Source organism: Streptomyces sp. NPDC111628 (genome assembly GCF_055635195.1).
Genome location: NZ_JBVKBZ010000008.1, coordinates 57,671 through 80,240, shown reverse-complemented (window position 1 = coordinate 80,240; position 22,570 = coordinate 57,671). Strand labels below are relative to the sequence as shown.

The following is a 22,570-nucleotide window of genomic DNA, read 5'->3' as shown; positions in this document are numbered from 1 at the left end:
CTAGACCCCGGCCGCCCTCGCCTTCTCGTACACCTGGGCGGCGACGTCCTTGAGTTCCTCGGCGTCGCGCGTGGTGCTCTGCACGTCGATGAGGATCACGTCGAAACCGACCTCGGCGTGCGCGGCCAGGTCCTCGACGATCTGGTCGACGCCGCCCTGGAAGGGGCGGCGGTCGGAGCCCTCGTAGTTCGCCGCGCTGTAGCGGGTGTTGACCCGCAGCACCGTCCGGATCGGCTTCGTGCGGCCCCGCTCGGCGGCCAGTTCCCGCAGTGCCCGCAACTGCGCGGCGACGGTCTCGGCGCCGATGCCGGTCGGCAGCCAGCCTTCGGCGTGGTCGACCAGGCGGCGCCGGGCCCGCCCGCTGTCGCCCGCCGCCAGCAGGATCGGGATCGGCCGGGCGGGTTTGGGGCCGACCACGGCGGACGCGATCTTCGTGACCTCCCCGTCGTACACCACCGGATCGGGCCCCCATACCGCGCGGCACACCCCGATCAGCTCGTCGAGGGCGGCGCCGCGCTCGGCGAACGGCCGCACGGAGGCCGCCGCGTACTCGTCGTGCGACCAGCCGGTGCCGAAGCCCGCCACCACCCGGCCGCCGCTTGCCGCGTCCAGCGTGGCCAGCGACCTGGCCAGCTGGAAGGGGACGTGCAGCGGGGCGACCAGCACGCTCGTGCCCAGCCGGACCCGCTCCGTGACCGCGGCGGCGAGGGCGAGGCTCACCAGCGGCTCCGCCACGCTCCGGTACGTGTCCGGCCAGGGCAGTCCCTCGATGCCGTAGAGGCCCTGGGTCGCGGGCTCCGGGAACAGGGCGCGCTCGAACACCCACAGGCTCTCGTAGCCCATCCGCTCCGCCGCGCGCGCCACGTCGGGGACGTCCTTGCCGATGTCGTACTGCCGCATCTGGGGGAGGCCGAGTCCGAGCCGGGTCGTCATACCGGGGTACTCCTTCGCAGTCGGGGTGCGATGTCGCCCATGGTTCCCACCAGGTTGCCCATGGGGCCCACCAGTTTCAACGTACAGCGATCGGGCGGGAGTTCCGGGACCGCACGCCGCGGGAACCGGCCGGTCAGTCCGGCAGCGGTGTGAGCAGCATGCGGCCCGCGAAGCCCACCGCGGCGTCCAGCCGTACGGTGAACTCCCCGGCGACGTCCGGCAGCCGGCGCAGGGCCCACAGCGCGCGGGCCGCCGCCCAGGTGGCCTCGCGGGCGCGGTCCAGGCTCCAGGAGCCCAGCAGATGGGTCAGCGGGTCGGCGATCTGGAGGAGGTCGGGACCCGGCATCAGCTCGTCGCGGATGCGCTCCTCCAGCGAGACGAGGAGATCGCCCACGCGGTCGAACTCGTCCTCCAGGTCGACGGGTTCGCAGCCGAGCGTACGACAGGTGTCCACCACGGCCAGCGCGAGGTCGTGGCCGATGTGCGCGTTGATGCCCGCCAGCGCGAACTGCAGCGGCCGTACCCCGGGGTGGCGGCGGAACTGGAACAGGGGGCGCCAGCAGGCGGGCGGACGGCGGTCCTCCTCCGCCGCGTCCACGGCGGCCAGATAGCGCTCCGCGAACCGCACGTCCAGCGCGGTCGCGGCCGAGGCGTCCGCGAACCGGCCGCCGTCGATGTGCCGGTCCACGGCCTCCGTGACGGCGAGGTAGACGCGGTTGAAGACCCCCACTCCGTCCCGGGCCGGCAGCGCGGTGTCGAGGGCGCGCATCCGGGACAGGACGGTGTCCACCGTCGAGGCGGCCGTCGGGACTTGCTCGCAGTGCGCCATGGCCGCAGCGTGGCAGCTTTAGGCTGACGGGAGTGCCGGCGGGCCCGACGCTTCCCCAGAACGGGGGAACGCGCCCGCCGCGCGGGGGAGGGGGACCGTACGTGTCAGGCCGTCGTGCCCGGCGTCGGGCTGCTCGCAGGACCGAGCGCAGGCGCGCCGCGGGACGCGGTGCGATGGTCGCGGCTGCGTCCGTCGTCGTCGCCGTGGGGACCGCCGCCGGAATGCTCACCGCGCTCGGCGGTGAGGACGGCGGCGGTGCCGACGCCGGCCGTCCGCGGGTGACCCACTCGGTGCGGCTGGACGCCCTGCCGGTCTCCCCGTCCCCGTCCCCGTCCGCGTCGGCGGTGTCGTCGCGACCCGCGTCGCCGTCGGCGTCGCCGTCACCGACCGCCGGGAAGCCCACGTCCTCTCCTTCGCCGAAGCGCAACTCCACGAAGAAGGACCCCCGGACGACGGACGCCGCCACCCGGCTCTACCGGCACCCCGACTCCCAAATCCTCGACTGGGTCCGGGCCCACCCCGACGACCCGCGCCAGGACGTCATCGCGTCCCGGATCGCCGGCCACCCGGCCGCCGTCTGGTTCGCCGACCACACACCGGCCACCATCACCTCCCGGGTCCGTGCCGTGACCGCCGCGGGCGCCGCCCAGGGCCGGGTGCCGGTCCTCGTGCCGTACGCGATACCCGACCGCGACTGCGGCGGCCACTCGCAGGGCGGCGCGCCCGACCTCGACGCCTACGACGCCTGGATCGACCGGTTCGCCGCCGGGCTGGGCTCCGGCGAGGTGATCGTCGTGCTGGAGCCCGACTCGGTCGCCCAGTCCGAGTGCCTGACCGCCGGTGAGCGTGCCGACCGCTTCGCCTCGCTGGCCCGCGCCGGGCGGGTCATGAAGGACGCCAACCCGGCCGCCCGGGTCTACTACGACGCGGGCCACTCCGGCTGGCACGCGCCCGCCAAGCAGGCAGGCTGGCTGAAGCAGGCCGGTGCCGCCTCGGCCGACTCCTCCGACGGCGTCTTCAGCAACGTCTCCAACTTCCACGCCACCGCCGACGAGGTCGCCTACGACCGCGCGGTCCTCGACGCCCTCGGCGGCCCGGCGAGCCTCGGCGCCGTCATCGACACCAGCCGCAACGGCAACGGCGCCCCGCCGGACGGCGAGTGGTGCGACCCGGCCGGCCGCCGGATCGGCCGCGCACCGACCCTGAGCACCGGCATGGGGCGCATCGACGCCTACCTGTGGGTCAAGCTCCCGGGGGAGTCCGACGGCTGCAAGGGGGAACCGGGCACGTTCACCCCGTCGTACGCCTACGACCTGGCGCGCTGAGTCCCGTCGCCGTCGCCGCCCGCGCCGCCCTCCGCCGTCTTCTCGTCGTACGACGACGTGCCCTCGTCCAGCAGCGGCTGCTGCGTCTTGAGGTGGGCCGGGGCGAAGGCGCGCAGCGCGTGGTAGCCGGTGATGACGACCAGGGTGCCGAGCGCGATGCCGCTGAGCGAGAACGTGTCGGTGAACTCCATGCTGACGTTGCCGACGCCGATGATGATGCCCGCGGCGGCCGGCACCAGGTTCAGCGGGTTGCGCATGTCCACCTTGGCGTTGATCCAGATCTGGGCGCCGAGCAGCCCGATCATGCCGTAGAGGATGACGGTGATGCCGCCGAGGACGCCGCCCGGGATCGCCGCCACGACCGCGCCGAACTTCGGGCAGAGGCCGAAGAGCAGGGCGAAACCGGCCGCCGCCCAGTAGGCGGCCGTCGAGTAGACCCGGGTCGCGGCCATCACGCCGATGTTCTCGGAGTACGTGGTGTTGGGCGGGCCACCGACGGCGGTGGAGAGCACCGAGCCGATGCCGTCGGCCGAGATCGCCGTGCCGAGCCTGTCGTCGAGGTTGTCGCCGGTCATCTCGCCGACCGCCTTGACGTGTCCGGCGTTCTCCGCGATCAGGGCGATGACGACGGGCAGGGCGACCAGGATCGCCGACCACTCGAAGCTCGGCCCGTGGAAGGCCGGCAGCCCGATCCAGTCGGCCTGGCCCACGGCTGAGAAGTCCAGCCGCCAGTGGTCGGTGAGCTTGCCGCTGCCGTCCACCGAGTGGATCTTCCCGAAGATCCGGTCGAGCGCCCAGGACAGGACGTATCCGAAAACCAGCCCCAGGAAGATCGCGATCCGGGACCAGAAGCCGCGCAGGCAGACCACGGCCAGACCGGTGAACAGCATCACGAACAGCGCCGTCCACTGGTCCTGCGGCCAGTACGTGGACGCGGTCACCGGGGCCAGGTTGAAGCCGATCAGCATCACCACCGCGCCGGTGACGACCGGCGGCATCGCGGCGTGGATGATCCGCGCCCCGAACCGCTGCACGGCGAGCCCCACCAGGAACAGCGCGACGCCGACGACGAGGACCGCGCCGGTCACCGTGGCGCTGGTGCCGCCCTGTGCCCGGATGACCGCGGCGACGCCGACGAAGGAGAGCGAGCAGCCGAGGTAGCTGGGCACCCGGCCGCGGGTGGCGAGCAGGAAGATGACGGTCGCGACGCCCGACATCATGATCGCGAGGTTGGGGTCCAGGCCCATCAGGACCGGAGCCACGAAGGACGCCCCGAACATGGCCACCACGTGCTGGGCGCCGAGCCCGGCCGTGCGGGGCCACGAGAGCCGTTCGTCGGGGCGGACCACCGCTCCGGGGGCGGGTACCTTCCCGTCCCCGTGCAGTTTCCAACGCACGCCGAGGTCCATGGTGAGGTTTCGCTTTCTCTGTGCCGAGGTCTGACCGGACCATTGTCGGGGGTGCCCGGCCGTGCGGTTGACCTGCGCCCTTCCCCGAAGCGCGTCCTGAGCGTCCGCTTAGGATGGTGGTTGTCCCCGTACGCGCCGACACACCACGCGACGCGCCGACACACCACGCGTACCACCCCGCACCACCCACCCCGCACCACCCAGGAGCCCGCCGTGACCGCCGAAGCGCCCGCCGCCCCCGTCCCGCCCGCCGTCCCCCACGGCCGGCTCGTCCCGGTGACCGTCCACTTCGACGACCTGGACGCCCTCGGACTGCTGCACAACGCCCGCTACCCGGTGATGGTCGAGCGGGCCTGGACGGAGCTGTGGGCCGGGCACGGCGTCCGGTTCGAGGGCGACTGGGAGGCGGCCGGCGACGCCTGCAACGCGGTCAGGGAACTGACGATCGGCTACGAGGCGCCGGTCACCCGCCCCGGCGCGTACGCCGTCCACCTGTGGCTGGACCGGCTCGGCAGCACCGGACTGACCTACGGCTTCCGGTTCTGCTCGGCGGACGGCGCCACCACCTACGCCCGCGGCACCCGCGTGCTGGTCCGGCTGGACGCGCGTACGCTGCGCCCGGCGCCGTGGAGCGAGGCGTTCAGGACCGCCGGTCGGACACTTCTGCGACCGGCGGACTGATCTTCGGACGGTTCCGGTCCCCGGCCCGCAGCACCCGCGCGAACACCACCAGGCAGCAGGCCAGCAGGGTCACCAGACCGAACGAGACCACCAGGCTGGTCGCCTGGGCCAGACCGCCGATCGCGCTCGGCGCGACCAGGCCCGAGGTGTACGTGATGGTCGCGACGCCCGCGATGGCCAGGCTGGGGTTGGAGCCGGCCCGGCCGGCCGCGGCGAAGCACAGCGGGACGACCACGGCGATGCCGAGGCCCATCAGCGCGAAGCCGGTCATCGCCACCGCCGGGTGACCGCCGATCACGACGAGCAGGCCGCCGAGGGTGGCCAGCACACCGCTCACCCGTACCGTGCGCACCGCGCCGAACCGGTCCACCACCTTGTCGCCGGCGAGCCGGGCCAGCGCCATCGTCAGCGTGAAGCCCGTCGTGCAGGCCGCCGCCAGACCGGCCGAGGTCTCCAGCTCGTCCCGCAGATAGACCGCGGACCAGTCCAGGCTCGCGCCCTCCGCGAACACCGCGCAGAACCCGACCGCGCCGATCAGCAGCGCCGATTTGGGCGGCAGCGCGAAGCGCGGCGGCGGGTCCTCGTCCTCGGCGGGCTGCAGGTCCAGCACCCACGTACAGGCGACCAGGCCCGCCACGGTCAGCACCGCGGCGGCCAGGAGGTGGTGCGTCCTGGCGTCCGTGCCCAGGTGGGCGGCGAGCGTCCCGGCCGCCGAACCGATCAGCGCGCCCGCGCTCCACATGCCGTGCAGCCCGGACATGATCGACTTGTCCAGACGGTTCTCGGTCTCGACGCCCAGGGCGTTCATCGCCACGTCCGACATGCCCGCCGCGGCGCCGTAGACGAACAGCGCGAGACACAGGGTGAGCAGGTTCGGGGCGAGGGAGGGCAGGATCAGCGCCAGCGTCCACAGGGCCAGCAGGCCGCGCAGGGCGGCGCGGGCGCCGAAGCGGTGGGTGACGCGGCCGGCCAGCGGCATGGCGAGGGAGGCGCCGAGCGCCGGGAAGGCGAGCGCCAGCCCCAACTGGCCCGCGCTCACGCCGGCGTGGTCCTGGATCCAGGGCACGCGGGTCGCGAAGGAGCCGGTGACGGAGCCGTGCACGGCGAACACGGCCGCCACGGCGTACCGGGCGTGTCTCACCTCGCGATGCCCGTAGGTCCCTGTGTTCATGGTCCACCCCTCCGTGTCTGCAGGTCGCGGCGTAAACTATCAGGGAGCCTGCCTGATAGATAGTGGATTACCGGTGCGGCCCCCGCGCCGCCGATCTGGAAGGATCCCGGCATGCCCGCATCCCCGAGCACCGCCCGGGCCATCAACGACCGGCTCGCCCTTCAGCTGCTCCAGCAGGAGGGCCCGTTGACGGCCGGGCAGCTGAAGCAGCTGACCGGCCTGTCCCGGCCCAGCGTCGCCGACCTCGTCGAACGCCTCACCGCCTCCGGACTGATCGAGGTGGCGGGGGAGTCCGGCGAGCAGCGCCGCGGACCCAACGCGAAGCTGTACGGCATCGTCGCCGAACGCGCCCACCTCGCCGCCCTCGACGTGCGCACCGAAGGCGTCGCCGTGCTCGTCTCCGACCTGCTCGGCCGGGTCCTCGCCGAGGCCTCCGTGCCCATCGACGACCACTCCGGCACCGGTCCCGCGGTGGAGCAGGCGGTGAGCCTGGTCGAGCGCGCGGTCAAGGAGGCCGGCGCCGACCGGCTGCACACCGTCGGCATCGGCGCCCCCGGACTGATCGACCCGGTCGGCGGGGAACTCCGGGACTCCAGCGGACTGCCCGAGTGGCACCGCAGTCTGATCGCGGCCCTCCAGGAGAAGTTCCCCGAGGCCCGGGTCGGCGTCGAGAACGAGACCAACCTCGCCGCCCTGGCCGAACAGCGCGACGGCGCCGCCCGCGACCGGGACACCTTCGTCCTCCTCTGGCTCGGCCTCGGCATCGGCGCGGCCGTCGTCCTGGACGGCACCCTGCGCCGGGGAGTGTCCGGCGGCGCGGGCGAGATCGGCTTCATGCCGGTGCCGGGCACCGCGGGCCTGCCCTCCGCCACCGACTGCGACGGCGGCTTCCACTCCGTGGCGGGCTCGGCGGCGGTGACCGCCCTCGCGGCGGAGCACGGTGTGACGGCCCGGCCCGCCGGGCCCGAGCCGCACGCCGCCGCGCTGGTCCGGGAGGCGGTACGCCGGTCGGCGTCCGGGAGCGACCCGGCCGCCGAGCGGTTCCTCGAGGCGCTCGCCGACCGTGTCGTGCTCGGCGCCGCCGCCGTCGTCTCCGTCCTCGACCCCGGCTGCCTGGTCCTCGCCGGTGAGATCGGCCGGGCCGGGGCCGACGCGCTCGCCGACCGCGTCCAGCACCGGCTCACCCGCATGTCACCGCTGGCCACGGAGGTACGGCCCAGCACCCTGGGCGGCGGCGCGGTGCTGCGCGGCGCCCTGCTCACCGCCCGCGACCGCGCGCAGGACGAGCTCTTCGCACCGCCGGAGCGGTAGCCCGCGGCGCCTCGCCGGGGTAGCTGCCCGTCCCCGGGGGTGACCGGGAGACGCGTGGGACGCATCGCCCGCGCGGTCCTGTCGCGGGTCGGCTCAGGGAGCGGATCGGCGTCGGGCGGGCCGTCGTTCTGCGGGGTCCGGTGCCCGGAACGCCGTGCCGTCCGCCGCCAGCCACACCAGTACCGCCGGGAGCAGGACCGCCGCTGCCAGCAGGGCCATGAATCCCGCGGCGCTCCCCGCGGACAGGGGCTCCAGATGCCGGGCATGGAACAGGAGGTGGGCGACGGAGGAGACCAGGTAGGCCACCAGGGACGTGAGCACCAGGCGGCGCTCCATCGTCGCCACCGCCGCGCACAGCACCACGGCGAGCGCGAGGCTCGCACCGCCGAAGTCGCGGAGCAGATGCTCGTTGTAGGGCGGCAGGTGCGACACCCAGGGCCACTTCCAGAACAGCTCGGGCAGCAGCAGGATCCACAGTCCCAGCACCACCTGGCCGCCCGCGAGCAGCCCCAGCCCCGCCCGCAGCCACACCCGTCCGTTCATCCGCGCCGCCCGTCCTCCCCGCCGCCGAACCGCACCGCCAGGTACTCCTCGAACGTGCCCGTGCCGACCGCGTGTTCGGGCGCGAGGTGTCCGCCCGTGCGGAACGCGCGGTAAGTCTTCCCCGCGAGCGGCACGTTCACCACGGCCCGCCGGCGTCCCGTCGCGCCCAGATAGGCGCGGGCCAGCGACGCGAAGGTGCGCACCTCGGGACCGCCCACGTCCGGCACCCGCCCGGCGGGCGCCCCCTGGGCCAGTTCGGCGAGCCGGTCCGCGACCTCCGCCACCTCCACCGGCTGGTCGGAGGCATGGGCGGGCAGCACCACGACCGGCAGCTTGGCCAGGGCCTGGAGCATCTGCACCACCAGGTCGTGGAACTGGGTCGCCCGCAGCACCGTCCACCCGATCCCCGACTCCTCCACCAGCTTCTCGACCGCGAACTTGGTTTGGTAGTAGCCGAGCGGCACCCGGTCGACACCGACGATCGAGATGTAGACCAGGTGGGCCACCCCGGCCCGACGCGCCGCCGCGATCAGGTTCGCGGCCGACCGCTCGTCCCCGCCGCGCTGCGTGGTCGCACAGTGCACGACCGTGTCGACCCCGGCGAGCGCCGTGTCCAGGCCGCTGCCGCCCTGGCGCAGGTCGACGGCGTAGGGCTCGCTGTGCCGGCTGAGCACCCGCACCTCGTGCCCGTCGGCGCGCAGCCGTTCGGTGACGAGCCGGCCGAGCGTTCCGGTGCCGCCGGTCACCAGGATCGTGGTCATGCTGTTCAGCCCCTGTCGGACGTGGGGCTCCCGGGTGGAGCGCCCTGTCGTCAGCTGGGACCGCGCGGCACCCGCGAAATGTGACATCGCCGGGGCGGAATTCTCACGGCCGGGCCAGCTGACAGCCTGCGAACCCCAGTTTGTCCGGATTCATCACGGCGTGCAGCTCGCTGATCGCACCGTCGCGCAGCGCGAAGGACAGCACGCCGACCAGGTCCGCACCCGAGTGGGCGACGAGGGCGGGCGCGCCGTTGACCTCGGCGAGGGTGAGTTCCCAGCCCGTCGCGAAGCGCTGCATCGCGCCCACCACGAAGCGCAGGACCTTGTCCCGGCCCTCGACGGGACGACGGGCCGCGGACACCTTGCCGCCGCCGTCGCTCCACCAGGTCACGTCCTCGGCGAGCAGCTTCTCCAGTCCCGCCAGGTCGCCCTCGCGCGCCGCGGTGAGGAAGGACGCGACCAGCCGCTCCCGCGCCCGGGCGCGGGCTCGAACCGGGACCCCGGCTCGCCCACCCGCCGTACCGCCCGCCGGTGCAGCTGACGGCAGTTGGCCTCGCCCAGGTCCAGCACCCCGGCGATCTCGCGGTACCCGTAAGCGAAGGCCTCCCGCAGCACGTACACCGCCCTCTCGGTCGGTGTGAGGCGTTCCAGGAGCAGGAGCAGCGCCGTGGACACGGCGTCGCGCTGCTCGGCCGACTCTGGGGGCACCGCCCACGCCCTTCAGGCAGTGGGGGAGGACCCAGCGTGCCGTCCGCGGTGACCACGGGCTCCGGCAGCCAGGTGCCGACGTAGCTCTCGCGCCGGGCGCGGGCGGAGGTGAGCCGGGTCAGACAGAGGTTCGTGACGACCTTGGCCAGCCAGGCCCCCGGCTGCTCGATCCCCGCCCGGTCCGCCGCGGCGAAGCGCGGCCAGGCGTCCTGGACCGCGTCCTCGGCCTCGTGGGCGGAGCCCAGCATGCGGTAGGCGATGCCGAACAGCCGGGGGCGGTGACGTTCGAACTCGTCGGCGGCGCTCGGGGTGGTCGCGGTGGTCATGACGGCACCCTGCCAGAGCCCGGCAGGGTGCCTTGGGGGGACCCGGCGGCGGGCAAGGGCCTTCGTCACCGCCGCCGGGCCCGTCCGGGAGGGGTCAGCAGGTGCCGAGGTCCTGCCAGACACCCCATTCACCGGTGGTTCCGGGCTCCTCGCCCTTCGTCCACCACTTGGACTTCCACGTGTGCCCCTGGTGGGACACCGTGGTGCCGCCGCCGTACGACGAGGCCGTGTTCCAGGCCGGGGCGGTGCACTGCCCGGCGCCGTCCGTCGGGCTGGGGCTCGGTCCCGGGGACCCGGTGCCCGTGGGGGTCGGCGTGGGCGTCTGCGTCCCGGGGTCCACCACGGTCGTGCCCCGCGCGAGGTCACCGGCCAGGGCGTACGCCTTGCCGCCGATCGTCACCGTCCAGTTCGACGGGGTCGACACGGGCAGGTAGTAGTTGAACGCCAGGTCGACGGTCGCGCCCGGCGCCAGCGACTGCCACGCCGGCAGCTTCAGCGACACCCGGTGGAAGTCACCCTTCAGACCGCCCGCGTTGCCGCCCGTGTGGTCGCTGTGAATGACCTTGGTGCCGAAACCGGACTGGTCGGAGGCGTTCCCCGGGGCCGAGGTCCCGTAGTCGAACTGGAACTCGGTGCCGCCCGGCAGCGCGGTGTTCGTGTGGTTGGTGATCCGCAGCTTGGGCGTGATCGGGTAGTTGGAGTCGCCGAGCTTGAAGTCGGTGAACTCCACGTCCACGTTCACGGCCTCTGTCGGCAGGTCCGCGTTGGACTTCCTCGCGCCGTACGGCGCGGCCGACTTGAAGGTGTCGTACATCAGCGAGGTGAGCGTGTCGCCCATCTCGTACTGGCCCTTGGCGGCGTTCCAGCCGTAGTCGCCGGCCAGCTCCCAGATCATCGCGCCGCCGATGCCGCGGTCCACCACGTAGTCGGCCTTGGCACCGACCGACTGCTCGTCCTCGGTGGACAGGAAGACCTTCTTCTCGGCGTTCCACAGCCAGGGGGCGACCAGCGTCGCGTCGTACTTGCGGGCGTAGGTGCCGGTCAGCTTCGTGTCCGCCGGGAAGCCGTAGTCGGTGACGTAGTCGCCGACGATGCCCTTCTCCAGGTTCTTGGCGTGCCACATCGGGTTGGAGCCCGCCGGGGACTCCTTGCCGTTGGTGTCGAGGTCGTGCCAGAGGTTGTCGATACCGACGGCGCCGTCACCGCACTTGGTCAGGCCGGAGCCCGCCGGGCAGGTGGACGCGGAGGCCTTGCCCCACAGGCCGTCGGTGCCGCCCTGGACGTTCTTGTGGCCGCGCGTGTAGTACGGCAGGCCGATGTTGATGCGGCCGGCCGGCATCGAGCCGCGGAAGTAGTGGTAGGCCCAGTCGGTGTTGAGGTAGCCGACGCCGCCGTACTGGGCGCTGCCGTAGACGCCCGCGGCGGCCAGTTCGGCGTCCTTGCCGTCGTCGAAGAGCGAGGCGTTCGGGCCGACGTACTCGTTCCAGGCGCCGTGCAGGTCGTAGGACATGATGTTGACGTAGTCCAGGTACTTCTGGACCTGGAAGGTCTCCATGCCGCGCAGCAGGTATCCGGAGGACGGCGCGGCGACGGAGAGGAGATAGTGCCTGCCGTCCGCGGCGCCCGCGCGGTCCAGCTTCTCGCGCAGCGTCTTCATCAGGACCGCGTAGCCCTTGACCAGCCCGGCCCGGCGGCCGTTGGCGAAGGACCAGTCGAGCGGGTTGCCCGCGTCCTTCATCGTCGTCGGGTACTCGTAGTCGATGTCGACGCCGTTGAAGCCGTACTTCCGGACGAAGTCGACCGCCGAGTCCGCGAAGGTGTCGATACCGGCCTGGTTGACCGAGCCGTCGGCGTTGGTGGCCATCGAGTAGAAGCCGCCCGAGTCCACGCGCGAGCCGTCGTCCGCGAAGTAGCCGCCCGTCTCGGCCCAGCCGCCCACCGAGATCATCGTCTTGACGTCCGGGTGCTGCTTCTTGAACTTGTTGAGCAGGTTGAAGTGGCCCTTGTAGGGGAGGTCGGGGTCCATCTCGGCGCCCTCGACCCCGGGCCAGGTCATGCCGGTCGCCGCGTTCTTCTCGCCGTCGGAGCCCACGGAGAGCCGGTTGCCGCCGTCGACGTGCGCGAAGGCGTAGTTGATGTGGGTGATCTTGTCCCACGGGATGTCCGAGGCGAGGTAGGCCGGCCTGCCGTCCTTGCCCGTGCGCCAGCTCGTGAAGTACCCGATCACCCGGCGCGGGTGGTCGGCGCCCATCTTCTCCCTGCCGTCGGCGTCGTAGACCGAGCAGTAGGGGACGTCGACGCCGGGGGTCTCGTAGAGCCCGTCGGGTCGACAGGACTCCTGGTCGGCGGCTTGTGACGCGGTCGCCGGGAGACCGGCGAGCAGCAGGCCGGCGACGGCGGCGACCGCCGCGAACAGGGCCGGCCCCGCTCTGCGGCGGGATCTGGAGCGTGACGGGGAAGGCACAGTCGGTTCCTCTCCACGGAAGTTGCGCAGACCCTAGAGAGGACTAGACCAGTGAGTCAATAGGTATGGACCAATCTCAAGGCAGCTGGACGGCCGCCCAGTTGGAGCGGAAGCGACGGGGCTCCGGCCGCCGGAAGAGCGTTCTGTGAGCCACTCCACACCCTCCGTTCGCATGGACGGGGATCAGTCGTGGCACACTGGCCGTGTACCAGAAGCAGCGCACTCCGGGGTCGGTGAAAGTCCGAACCGGCGGTTACAGTCCGCGACCCGGTCGCCTCCAGCGACCGGTTGACCAGGTGAAATTCCTGGACCGACGGTTAAAGTCCGGATGGGAGGCAGTGCGCGGCGGGCGAGCACTCGTGCGCGCCGCCGATTTCTGGGCGTGCCCCTCAAGGGTGCGCCCTGTCCGGCGTCGCTCCCGGTGTCCTCGTTCGTGACTCTGTCGTTCCGACAGCCCCGGAGTCCGTGCCCGAAGAGGCAGGAGGACCCGGGAAGTGTTCACCGGAATCGTCGAAGAGCTGGGCGAGATCACCGCAGTCGAGACCCTCGACGACGCCTGTCGCTTCCGCGTGCGCGGCCCCGCGGTCACCGAGGGCGCCCGGCACGGCGACTCGATCGCCGTCAACGGCGTCTGCCTCACGGTCGTCGACCACGAGGGCGACGCGTTCACCGCCGACGTGATGGCCGAGACCCTGAACCGCTCCAGCCTCGGCGCCCTCGCCGTCGGCTCCCGCGTCAACCTGGAGCGCCCCACCGCCGTCGGCGCCCGGCTGGGCGGGCACATCGTGCAGGGCCACGTCGACGGCACCGGCGAGATCCTGGAGCGCAAGCCCTCCGAGCACTGGGAGCTCGTCAAGATCTCGCTCCCCGCCGGCCTCGCCCGCTACGTCGTGGAGAAGGGCTCCATCACCGTCGACGGCATCAGCCTCACCGTCGTCGACGCGGGACCCGACTTCTTCACCATCAGCCTCATCCCCACCACCCTCGCCCTGACCACGCTCGGCATCAAGCAGCCCGGCGACCCGGTCAACCTCGAGGTCGACGTCATCGCGAAGTACGTCGAGCGGCTGCTCGGAGCCCAGGGGAGTACCAAGTGAACTGGCTCAACTCCGAGGCGTTCACGCTCTTCGACCAGCACATCAAGTGGTCGGACATGATCGGCAACGTGATCGGTCTGCTCGGCCTCGCCCTCGGCTGGCGGCGCTCGATCTGGACCTGGCCCGTGCAGTTCGCCTCCGGGCTCGTCCTCTTCGCGGCCTTCGCCACCGCCCACCTGTCCGGCAGCGCAGGCAAGCAGATCGTCGTCATGGTCGTCGCCGCCTGGGGCTTCTGGCAGTGGAACCGCGGCCGTCGGCAGACCCAGGACGGCTCCGTCGCCGTACGGTTCGCCACCTGGCGCGAACGCGGCGCGCTGGCCGCCGCGGCCGCCGTCGGCACCCTCGCGGTCGGCGGCCTCTTCACCGCCTTCCCCACCCTGTCCTGGGACCCCTGGCCGGACGCGTACATCTTCGTCGGCACCGTCGTCGCCATGTACGCCCAGGCCCGCGGCATGGTCGAGTTCTGGTTCGCCTGGCTGCTCGTCGACCTCGTCGGCGTCCCGCTGAACTTCGCCAACGGCTTCGCCTTCTCCGGCTTCGTCTACGTCCTCTACGGCGCGCTCGTCCTGTGGGGCCTGCGCGACTGGTGGCTGCGCTCGCGCAACGCGGCCCGCCCCCTCCCGGAAGGAGCGCCCGCATGAGCACGGCACCCATCCTCTACAGCCCCGACGGCCCCGAGGACCTCGTCCTCGACCCCGTCGAACAGGCCGTCGCCGACATCGCGGCGGGCCGCCCCGTCGTGGTCGTCGACGACGAGAACCGCGAGAACGAGGGCGACCTCGTCATCGCCGCCGAGAAGGCGACCGAGGAGATCGTCGCCTTCATGATGACCGAGTGCCGCGGCCTGATCTGCGCCCCCATGGAGGGCGAGGAACTGGACCGGCTCCGGCTCCCGCAGATGGTCGAGGACAACACCGAGTCGATGAAGACGGCCTTCACCGTCTCCGTGGACGCCACCGCCGCGCACGGCGTCAGCACCGGCATCTCCGCCGCCGACCGCGCCGCCACCCTCCAACTCCTCGCGAGCGGCGCCGCCGAGCCCACCGACCTGGTCCGCCCCGGGCACGTCTTCCCGCTGCGCGCCCGCCCCGGCGGCGTGCTCGTCCGCAACGGCCACACCGAGGCCGCCGTCGACCTGGCCCGCCTCGCGGGACTGCGCCCGGCCGGCGCCATCGTGGAGATCGCCGGCGAGGACGGGCGCATGCTGCGGCTGCCCGAGCTGATCCCCTTCGCCCGCAAGCACGGGCTGACGATCATCTCCATCGAGGACCTCGTCGCCTACCGGCGCAGCGCGGAGCCCACCGTCCGCCGCGAGGCCGAAGTCCGGCTGCCCACCAGGCACGGCGAGTTCACGGCGTACGGCTACCGCTCCACGGTCGACGGCGTCGAGCACATCGCCCTCGTGCACGGCGAGATCGGCGACGGCCGGGACGTCCTGGTCCGCGTCCACTCCGAGTGCCTCACCGGCGACGTCTTCGGCTCCCAGCGCTGCGACTGCGGCCCCCAACTGGACGCCTCCCTGGACCGCATCCAGGCCGAGGGCCGGGGAGTCGTCGTCTACCTGCGCGGCCACGAGGGGCGCGGCATCGGCCTGATGTCCAAGCTGCGCGCCTACGAACTCCAGGAGCGCGGCCTCGACACCCTCGACGCCAACCTGGAACTCGGCCTGCCCGCCGACGCCCGCGACTACGGAGCCGGCGCCCAGATCCTCCAGGACCTGGGCGTGCGCGCCGTGCGCCTCATGACCAACAACCCGGACAAGAGCGACGCCCTCGAACGGCACGGCATCACGGTCACCGGCCGCGAGCCCATGCCCGTCCAGGCCGGCGAGCACAACCTCCGCTACCTGCGCACCAAGCGGGACCGGATGGGACACGACCTGCCCTGGCTGGACACGACCCCCGTGTCCACCTGCGGCAACCAGTAAGCAAGCGATACGAGGAGACACGTACACGTGAGCGGCAAGGGCGCACCGGAACTGTCCGTACGCAACGTCGGGGACCTCAGGGTCGCCGTGATCGCGTCGCAGTGGCACGACAAGGTGATGGACGGACTGGTGGACGGCGCCCTGCGCGCCCTGCACGAGCTCGGAATCGACGAGCCGACCCTGCTCAGGGTCCCCGGCAGCTTCGAACTGCCGGTGGTCGCCAAGGTCCTCGCGGGCCGCGGCTACGACGCGATCGTCGCCCTCGGCGTCGTCATCCGCGGCGGCACCCCCCACTTCGACTACGTCTGCCAGGGCGTCACCCAGGGCCTGGTCCAGGTCTCCGTCGAGACCGGCGTCCCCGTCGGCTTCGGCGTCCTCACCTGCGACACCGAGGAGCAGGCCCTGGACCGGGCCGGCATCGAGGGCTCCAGCGAGGACAAGGGACACGAGGCGGTGACGGCGGCCGTCGCCACGGCGGCCACGCTCCGCTCAGTATCCGAACCGTGGCGCTAGGCCGCTCGGCACTACGCGTAAAGTGGGCGGCACCATGTCCAAGAAGACTTTCGAGGAGCTCTTCACCGAGCTCCAGCACAAGGCCGCCAACGGCGACCCCGCCACCTCCCGCACCGCCGAGCTGGTGGACAAGGGGGTCCATGCCATCGGCAAGAAGGTCGTCGAGGAGGCCGCCGAGGTCTGGATGGCCGCCGAGTACGAGGGCAAGGACGCCGCGGCCGAGGAGATCTCCCAGCTGCTGTACCACGTCCAGGTGATGATGGTCGCCCGCGGCATCTCCCTGGACGACGTCTACGCCCACCTGTAAAGCCGGACCCCCTTCTCTCCGCCCCTTCACACAAAGGAAGCCGACCTCATGCTGCGCATCGCCGTCCCCAACAAGGGTTCCCTGTCAGGCCCCGCGGGGGAGATGCTGCATGAGGCCGGCTACCAGCAGCGCCGCGAGTCCAAGGAGCTGCGGATCGTCGACCCGGTCAACGAGGTCGAGTTCTTCTACCTCCGCCCCCGCGACATCGCGATCTACGTCTCCTCCGGCAAGCTCGACATCGGCATCACCGGCCGCGACCTGCTCATCGACTCCGGCGCCCACGCCGAGGAGATCCTCCCGCTCGGCTTCGCCCGCTCCACCTTCCGCTTCGCCGGCAAGCCCGGCACCGCCACCGGCATCGACGACCTCAAGGGCCGCACCGTCGCCACCTCCTACGAGGGCATCGTCGCCGCCCACCTGGCCGACCGGGGCGTCGACGCCTCCGTCGTCCACCTGGACGGCGCCGTCGAGACCGCCATCGAGCTCGGCGTCGCCGAGGTCATCGCGGACGTCGTGGAGACCGGCACCTCCCTGCGCAACGCGGGCCTGGAGGTGTTCGGCGAGCCCATCATGAAGTCCGAGGCCATCGTGATCCGCCGCTCGGACGCGGAGCCCGACGAGACCACCGAGCCCAAGGTCCAGCAGTTCCTGCGCCGCCTCCAGGGCGTCCTGGTGGCCCGGACCTACGTGATGATGGACTACGACTGCCGGGTGGAGCAGCTGGAGAAGGCCGTCGCCCTCACCCCCGGCCTGGAGTCCCCGACCGTGTCCCCGCTGCACAACGAGGGCTGGGTCGCCGTCCGCGCCATGGTCCCCGCCAAGGAGGCCCAGCGGATCATGGACGACCTGTACGAGATCGGCGCCCGCGCCATCCTGACCACGGCCATCCACGCCTGCCGGCTCTGACCCCCGCCCCGCCTCGGAGCACGACCCGGAGCCACACCATGCCCGACACCACGCCGGACCACCTGCCCGCCCTGCCCGTCACCTTCCGTCCCGGACGCACCCGTGCCGTCCTGATCGTCCTCGCGGTCGTCACCTTCGTGACCGTCACGGTGCTCGGGATGGTGCTGGCCGGCCTCGGCCCGGGAGAGCGCCTCAGCTTCGTGCTGACGGCACTCCTCCTGGCGGGCGTGCTGATCCTGCTGGCCCGGCCCCGGGTCGACGCCGACGAGACGGGCGTCACGGTCGTCAACCTGACCGCCAGGCGGCGCCTCGCCTGGCCCGAGATCCTCCGGGTCAACCTCCGCCAGGGCGACCCCTGGGTCTTCCTCGACCTCAGCGACGGCACCAGCCTGCCCGCGCTCGGCATCCAGCCCGGCATCGCCAAGCAGCAGGCCCTCGCCGACGCACGTGCCCTGCGCGACCTCGTGGAGGCCCGTTCCGGTGCCCTCCCGGAGGCGCCGCGCGACTGACGCGGCGCCGCCGACCCTGCCGCGGGCCCCCTTTTCGTGATTAATCTGGGAACGAGGACGCGGACGTCGCGTCCTCGCCCCCGTCGCTCCGCCCGGTGCGCGGGGTTCCTGCTACCCGAGGAGTGACTCCCTCCGGCGATGGACGGACCGTCCTGCAGTACCTGCGCCGCCCCCTGCTGTGACACCCCACAGGCGGCGGCCTCATGACCACCCCCCTGCTGCTCCTGGCAGCCGCGTTCCTGCTGATCCTCGCCAACGGCTTCTTCGTCGCGGCCGAGTTCGGCCTGGTGACCGTCGAACGGCCCGACGCCGAACAGGCCGCCGCGGCCGGCGACCGCCGCGCCCACCGGGTCGTCGAGTCCCTCAAGGAGCTGTCCTTCCAGCTCTCCGGCACCCAGCTCGGGATCACCATCACCTCGCTCGTCGTCGGCATGCTCGCCGAACCGGCGCTGGCCCGGCTGCTCGACGGCCCGTTCACGGCCGTCGGCGTCCCCGACGGCGCCGTGTCCGGCGTGTCCGTCGTCGTCGGCATGCTGCTGGCCTCCGCCGTGCAGATGGTGATCGGCGAACTGGTGCCCAAGAACTGGGCGGTGTCCAAGCCGCTCCAGGTCGCCCGCTTCGTCGCCGGGCCCCAGCACGCCTTCGCCCGGCTCTTCCACCCGGTGATCGCCGCGCTCAACACCGTGGCCAACCGCCTGGTCCGCACGCTGGGCATCGAACCCGCCGAGGAACTGGCCTCCGCCCGCACCCCCGGCGAACTGGTCTCCCTGGCCCGGCACTCCGCCCGGGCCGGCGCCCTGGAACAGGACACCGCCGACCTCTTCGTACGGACCCTCTCCCTCGGCGAACTGACCGCCCAGCACGTCATGACCCCCCGCGTGAAGGTGAGCGCCCTGCACTCCTCGGCCACCGCCGAGGACGTCGTGAACCTGACCCGCGCCACCGGCCTGTCCCGCTTCCCCGTCTACCGGGAGAAGATCGACGAGATCGTCGGCATGGTCCACCTCAAGGACGCCCTGGCTGTCCCCGTGCACGACCGGCTGCGCACCCCCGCGGGCCGGATCGCCCGCCCCGCGCTGCTCGTCCCCGAGACCCTGCCCGTACGGCCGCTGCTGACCCGGCTGCGCAGCGAGCAGCCCATCGCGGTCGTGGTCGACGAGTACGGCGGCACGGCCGGGGTCGTCACCCTGGAGGACATCGTCGAGGAGATCGTCGGCGAGGTCCGCGACGAGCACGACGGACTCGACGCGCCCGAACTGGCCCCCGCCCCGCCCGAGGACGGCCGCCCCGCCTGGGACGTCGACGGCAGCTGTCGCGTGGACGCCCTGCGCCGTGTCGGCCTGGAGGCGCCCGAGGGGCCGTACGAGACCGTGGCCGGACTCGTCGCCGACCTGCTCGGCCGCATCCCCGCCGTCGGCGACCGCGCGGAACTGCCCGGCTGGCGGCTCTCCGTCCGCCAGGTCGGCCACTACCGCGCCGAGCGGATACGCCTGGTGCGCACCGCCGCGGTCTCCGCCCTGGAGGCCGCCCGATGAGCGTCGTGCAACTCCTCTTCGCCGCACTGCTCGTGCTCGCCAACGGCTTCTTCGTCGGCGCCGAGTTCGCCCTCGTCTCCGTGCGCCGCAGCCAGATCGAACCGCTCGGCACCACCCGCGCCCGGCAGGTGCTGTACGGCCTGGAACGGCTGCCGCAGATGATGGCCGCCGCCCAGTTCGGCATCACCGTCTGCTCACTGACCCTCGGCGCCGTCGCCGAGCCGACCGTCGCCCACCTCCTGGAGCCGGTCTTCGAGTGGATCCACCTGCCGCACGGCATGATCCACCCGCTCGGCTACGTCATCGCGCTGGCCGCCGTGGTCTTCTGCCACCTGGTCATCGGCGAGATGGTCCCGAAGAACCTGGCGATGGCCGCCCCCGAGAAGGCCGCGCTGTGGCTCAGCCCCGGCCTGGTCGCCTTCGCCCGCCTGTGCAGGCCGATCACCGTCGCGCTCGGCGCCTGCGCCCAGGGCATCCTGAGGCTCTTCCACGTCGAGCCCAAGGACGAGGTCGAGGCCGTCTTCACCAGCGAGCAGCTCAACCGGCTGGTGGAGGACGCCGGTCAGGCGGGGCTCCTCGACCCGGAGGAGCAGGAACGCCTGGAGGACGCCCTGGAACTGGGCTCCCGCCCGGTGACGGACGTACTCCTGCCACGCGAGTCCCTGGTGACGGTCAGCCCCTCGGTCACGCCGGGGGAGATCGTGGCGCTCACCGCCCGCACCGGGTACTCGCGCTTCCCGATCGCGGCGGACCAGGGCGCCTTCATGGGGTACCTGCACGTCAAGGACGTCCTCGACCTGGAGGAGTCCGACCGCGCCGTCCCCCAGCACCTGTGGCGCCCGATGACCACCCTCCGCCCCGAACTCCCCCTGGACGACGCCCTCACGGTCATGCGCCGCGCAGCGACCCACCTGGCCCAGGTGACGGACGCCTCGGGCAGGATCCTGGGCCTGGTCGCCCTGGAGGACGTACTGGAACTCCTGGTGGGTGAAGTGAGGGACCCGGCCCACAGGGACAAAGAGGTAACCCTGGCCACATAACCGCGGGCGCTCGTGCCCCCGCCCCCGCCGCCGCTGCGGGCAGTCGTGCCGCTGGGGCGGCACGGGTGGGCGCAGCGGCACCCTGTCAGCGCGGGCAAGCGTCCCCCCCCCCCGCCGCACGCTTCACACCGCCGGAGGAACCCCCGGCCCCCGCCCCGACAGCACCTCCCCGTACGCCTGCATGAGATCCGGCAACCGCAACGTCGCCAGATCATCCCGCGTCAACACCCCCGCATACACGGACAACCGCAGATCCCGGTACGCACAGCTCTTCTCGTACAGCGTCCGCAGAAACCGCCCGTTCCCCAACTCGTCGATCCACCCCTGATCCACCACGTGCCCGGCGATCGACCGCAACTCGTCCAGCGCCTCCTCGTCCCACACGTCCCCGTTCTCCGCCGCGAGCACCTCCCCGATCGAGGTCAGCTCCAGCGGCCGGTACGACGGAAAGTCCACCCGCGTCGTGAAACGCGAGGACAACCCGGGATTGGCGCCCAGCAGCCGGTCCATGCCCTCCGGATAGCCGGCCAGGATCACCACCAGGTGGTCCCGGTTGTCCTCGGCCCGCTTCAGCAGCACCTGCAACGCCTCGTCGCCGTACGCGTCGCCCTTGCCGTACCCGGAGTTCGACAGGGAGTACGCCTCGTCGACGAAGAGGACACCGCCGAGCGCGGAGTCGATCAGCTCGTTCGCCTTCACGGCGGTCTGGCCCAGGTACTCGCCGACCAGATCCGCCCGCTGCGCCTCCACCAGATGATCGCCGCCGAGCAGCCCGAGGGCGTAGAAGACCCGGCCCAGGATGCGGGCCACGGTGGTCTTGCCGGTGCCGGAGGGGCCGGAGAAGACGAAGTGACGTTTGGGCGGCTGCACGGGCAGGCCCTGCCCGGCCCGCAGCCGTGCCATGTTCAGCTGCGCGGACAGCGCCTTGACCTGGCGCTTCACCGGTTCCAGGCCCACCATCCGCTCCAGCTCGGCGAGCGCCTCCTCCAGCAGTGCCGGATCGGTGGGCCCGCTGGGCAGGGACGGGTCGGGCCCGCCCGCCTTCTCGCGCACCGACGGCCCGCCGAGCGGGGGCAGCGGGGCGGACGGCGCGGGCTCCGGGGCGGAGACCTTGACGCCACGCTCCTCGGTGCCGAACAGGGGGTCGAGCCCGTCCAGACCGTCCGCCCCCGCACCCGCCTGCGCGTATCCGGTGAGGTCGGCCGAGTCGTCGTAGCCGTCGCCCTCGGCGATCGCGGCCAGCCGGGCCGAGGTGTCCATGAAGGCGGGGTCGACGCGGTGCACCGCCCGGTACAGCGGGAGCGCGGCGGCGCTGCGCCCGGTGCCCTCGTGGGCCCTCGCCAGCCAGTAGCGCAGCTCCTTGCGCTGCGGCTGCTCGCTGCGGCACCGCATCAGGGCCGCCGAAAGGAGCGGCTCGGCCTGCCCGTACATCTCCAGGCGGACCCGGGCCATGCCGCTGAACAGCCCGGCCTCGATGCCGAGTAAGGGGTCGCCGAGCAGTGGGTCGGTGTGCCGGACCAGCTGGTCCCAGTCCTTGACGAGGTAGGCGCGGCACGCGTGCAGGAAGCGGACCTGCGCGTCGGAGTCCACCGGCGGCAGCCCGGCCAGGGCGCGGTCCAGCTCCGGGACGTGCCGGCCGTCCAGCCAGTGCGAGGCGTGCGCCAGCAGCAGGTCGCGCGGGTTCTCCAGCACCGGCTGCACCCACCAGCCCAGCCAGTACCAGGAGTTGAGGGTGCGGCGGTGGCGGGCCCGCTGCTCGCCGAAGCGGTCGCGGTTGCGGAACATTCGCAGGAGCGCGTTCGTGGTGTCGACGCGCAGCGCGTGCAGTCCCAGCCAGCCGTCGGCCATCGTGGGATCGATCCGCACCGCCGCCCGGAACTCCTCCTCCGCCTGCGGGTAGGCCCCCATGGTGTAGGCGTCCACGCCGCGCAGCCAGGCGAGTTCGGCCGGGGCCTGTGGGCCCTGCGTGCCGAAGTCCATCACGTCCCCCACCTACGTGCCCCCGTCGGTATGCCACCGAGCCGTCGCTCGTCGGCCGCCTCGGTCAACGGCTGTACCGCGGACCGGAGTTGCAGGTGCGTGCGGCAATCTCCCGTAGGTCGCACCGAGGGCATCGTACCCGCGGCGGTCATTCCTCCGAAGGGTGCGGGAGGGGTCGTTCCGCGAGGTGGGAGCGGGCGGGGCGCACGACCGGACGGTGACCGAGGGTGAGCGTATGGCGTCGCGGAGGAGCCGGAAGACGTGCTCGGGGCAGAACGAAGCCCCCGATCACGGG

22 protein-coding genes, 1 pseudogene and 1 riboswitch are annotated in these 22,570 nt (G+C 72.5%); of the genes and pseudogenes, 12 read left to right on the top strand and 11 right to left on the bottom strand.

Going from position 1 to position 22,570, the window contains the following annotated elements:
- A complete protein-coding gene (locus tag ACZ7MF_RS36040) occupies window positions 1–933 on the bottom strand; it encodes an LLM class F420-dependent oxidoreductase (RefSeq protein WP_471482402.1) in 933 nt (310 codons plus the stop codon).
- Between the two features lie 133 nt (window positions 934–1,066).
- Entirely contained in the window at window positions 1,067–1,762 is a 696-nt protein-coding gene (locus tag ACZ7MF_RS36035) for a DUF5995 family protein (protein ID WP_471482401.1), read from the bottom strand.
- A gap of 173 nt (window positions 1,763–1,935) precedes the next feature.
- On the opposite strand from ACZ7MF_RS36035, the gene ACZ7MF_RS36030 reads away from it, so the two are divergent.
- Window positions 1,936–3,087: a glycoside hydrolase family 6 protein gene (locus tag ACZ7MF_RS36030; protein WP_471482400.1), complete on the top strand. Its 1,152-nt coding sequence runs from the start codon at window positions 1,936–1,938 to the stop codon at window positions 3,085–3,087.
- On the opposite strand, the gene ACZ7MF_RS36025 is transcribed toward ACZ7MF_RS36030, so the two are convergent.
- A complete protein-coding gene (locus ACZ7MF_RS36025) occupies window positions 3,069–4,496 on the bottom strand; it encodes a uracil-xanthine permease family protein (RefSeq protein ID WP_471482399.1) in 1,428 nt (475 codons plus the stop codon). The two genes, ACZ7MF_RS36030 and ACZ7MF_RS36025, sit on opposite strands and share 19 nt — an antisense overlap.
- Window positions 4,497–4,709: 213 nt before the next feature.
- Between ACZ7MF_RS36025 and ACZ7MF_RS36020 the strand changes: the two genes are divergently transcribed.
- A complete protein-coding gene (locus tag ACZ7MF_RS36020) occupies window positions 4,710–5,177 on the top strand; it encodes an acyl-CoA thioesterase (RefSeq protein ID WP_471482398.1) in 468 nt (155 codons plus the stop codon).
- Here ACZ7MF_RS36020 and ACZ7MF_RS36015 read toward each other — a convergent pair.
- A complete protein-coding gene (locus tag ACZ7MF_RS36015) occupies window positions 5,137–6,348 on the bottom strand; it encodes an MFS transporter (protein WP_471482397.1) in 1,212 nt (403 codons plus the stop codon). The genes ACZ7MF_RS36020 and ACZ7MF_RS36015 overlap by 41 nt on opposite strands.
- A 111-nt stretch (window positions 6,349–6,459) precedes the next feature.
- Here ACZ7MF_RS36015 and ACZ7MF_RS36010 point away from each other — a divergent pair, with 111 nt between their 5' ends.
- Entirely contained in the window at window positions 6,460–7,659 is a 1,200-nt protein-coding gene (locus ACZ7MF_RS36010) for an ROK family transcriptional regulator (RefSeq protein ID WP_471482396.1), read from the top strand.
- 93 nt (window positions 7,660–7,752) lie between these two features.
- On the opposite strand, the gene ACZ7MF_RS36005 is transcribed toward ACZ7MF_RS36010, so the two are convergent.
- The 6 genes and pseudogenes from ACZ7MF_RS36005 to ACZ7MF_RS35980 form a co-directional block, all read right to left on the bottom strand.
- On the bottom strand, window positions 7,753–8,202 hold the full coding sequence (locus tag ACZ7MF_RS36005; protein ID WP_471482395.1) for a hypothetical protein: 450 nt from the start codon (window positions 8,200–8,202) through the stop codon (window positions 7,753–7,755).
- Window positions 8,199–8,963, bottom strand: a complete 765-nt coding sequence (locus ACZ7MF_RS36000; protein ID WP_471482394.1) for an SDR family oxidoreductase — start codon at window positions 8,961–8,963, stop codon at window positions 8,199–8,201. Before ACZ7MF_RS36000 ends, ACZ7MF_RS36005 begins: the two co-directional genes overlap by 4 nt.
- 103 nt (window positions 8,964–9,066) lie before the next feature.
- Window positions 9,067–9,354, bottom strand: coding sequence for a hypothetical protein (locus tag ACZ7MF_RS35995; RefSeq protein ID WP_471482393.1), 288 nt, complete (start codon window positions 9,352–9,354; stop codon window positions 9,067–9,069).
- Window positions 9,351–9,671, bottom strand: a complete 321-nt coding sequence (locus tag ACZ7MF_RS35990) for a sigma factor-like helix-turn-helix DNA-binding protein (RefSeq protein ID WP_471482392.1) — start codon at window positions 9,669–9,671, stop codon at window positions 9,351–9,353. Before ACZ7MF_RS35990 ends, ACZ7MF_RS35995 begins: the two co-directional genes overlap by 4 nt.
- A gap of 158 nt (window positions 9,672–9,829) precedes the next feature.
- Window positions 9,830–9,919 (bottom strand): annotated as a pseudogene (locus tag ACZ7MF_RS35985) (RNA polymerase subunit sigma-24); the annotation flags it as partial.
- 172 nt (window positions 9,920–10,091) lie between these two features.
- Window positions 10,092–12,461: a chitinase C-terminal domain-containing protein gene (locus tag ACZ7MF_RS35980; protein WP_471482391.1), complete on the bottom strand. Its 2,370-nt coding sequence runs from the start codon at window positions 12,459–12,461 to the stop codon at window positions 10,092–10,094.
- A gap of 215 nt (window positions 12,462–12,676) precedes the next feature.
- Window positions 12,677–12,807, top strand: a riboswitch (FMN riboswitch).
- Window positions 12,808–12,955: 148 nt separating this feature from the next.
- Between ACZ7MF_RS35980 and ACZ7MF_RS35975 the strand changes: the two genes are divergently transcribed.
- The 9 genes from ACZ7MF_RS35975 to ACZ7MF_RS35935 all read left to right on the top strand — a co-directional run bounded on the left by ACZ7MF_RS35975 (window position 12,956) and on the right by ACZ7MF_RS35935 (window position 20,295).
- Window positions 12,956–13,558: a riboflavin synthase gene (locus tag ACZ7MF_RS35975; RefSeq protein WP_471482390.1), complete on the top strand. Its 603-nt coding sequence runs from the start codon at window positions 12,956–12,958 to the stop codon at window positions 13,556–13,558.
- A complete protein-coding gene (locus tag ACZ7MF_RS35970) occupies window positions 13,555–14,199 on the top strand; it encodes a nicotinamide mononucleotide transporter family protein (RefSeq protein WP_356866685.1) in 645 nt (214 codons plus the stop codon). The genes ACZ7MF_RS35975 and ACZ7MF_RS35970 overlap by 4 nt, the downstream gene beginning before the upstream one ends.
- On the top strand, window positions 14,196–15,485 hold the full coding sequence (locus ACZ7MF_RS35965) for a bifunctional 3,4-dihydroxy-2-butanone-4-phosphate synthase/GTP cyclohydrolase II (RefSeq protein ID WP_471482389.1): 1,290 nt from the start codon (window positions 14,196–14,198) through the stop codon (window positions 15,483–15,485). Before ACZ7MF_RS35970 ends, ACZ7MF_RS35965 begins: the two co-directional genes overlap by 4 nt.
- Before the next feature lie 27 nt (window positions 15,486–15,512).
- Window positions 15,513–15,998, top strand: coding sequence for a 6,7-dimethyl-8-ribityllumazine synthase (gene ribH / locus ACZ7MF_RS35960; protein WP_003977385.1), 486 nt, complete (start codon window positions 15,513–15,515; stop codon window positions 15,996–15,998).
- 34 nt (window positions 15,999–16,032) lie between these two features.
- Complete coding sequence (locus tag ACZ7MF_RS35955) at window positions 16,033–16,305, top strand: phosphoribosyl-ATP diphosphatase (RefSeq protein WP_011027788.1); 273 nt, start codon at window positions 16,033–16,035, stop codon at window positions 16,303–16,305.
- Window positions 16,306–16,353: 48 nt separating this feature from the next.
- Window positions 16,354–17,211 (top strand): ATP phosphoribosyltransferase, encoded by an 858-nt coding sequence (hisG, locus tag ACZ7MF_RS35950; protein ID WP_471482388.1) that lies wholly within the window; start codon window positions 16,354–16,356, stop codon window positions 17,209–17,211.
- A gap of 38 nt (window positions 17,212–17,249) precedes the next feature.
- A complete protein-coding gene (locus ACZ7MF_RS35945) occupies window positions 17,250–17,720 on the top strand; it encodes a PH domain-containing protein (protein WP_471482387.1) in 471 nt (156 codons plus the stop codon).
- Window positions 17,721–17,923: 203 nt separating this feature from the next.
- Complete coding sequence (locus ACZ7MF_RS35940) at window positions 17,924–19,255, top strand: hemolysin family protein (protein ID WP_471482386.1); 1,332 nt, start codon at window positions 17,924–17,926, stop codon at window positions 19,253–19,255.
- Entirely contained in the window at window positions 19,252–20,295 is a 1,044-nt protein-coding gene (locus tag ACZ7MF_RS35935; protein ID WP_471482385.1) for a hemolysin family protein, read from the top strand. Before ACZ7MF_RS35940 ends, ACZ7MF_RS35935 begins: the two co-directional genes overlap by 4 nt.
- Before the next feature lie 123 nt (window positions 20,296–20,418).
- On the opposite strand, the gene ACZ7MF_RS35930 is transcribed toward ACZ7MF_RS35935, so the two are convergent.
- Entirely contained in the window at window positions 20,419–22,275 is a 1,857-nt protein-coding gene (locus ACZ7MF_RS35930) for an AAA family ATPase (protein WP_471482384.1), read from the bottom strand.
- Between the last annotated feature and the right edge of the window lie 295 nt (window positions 22,276–22,570).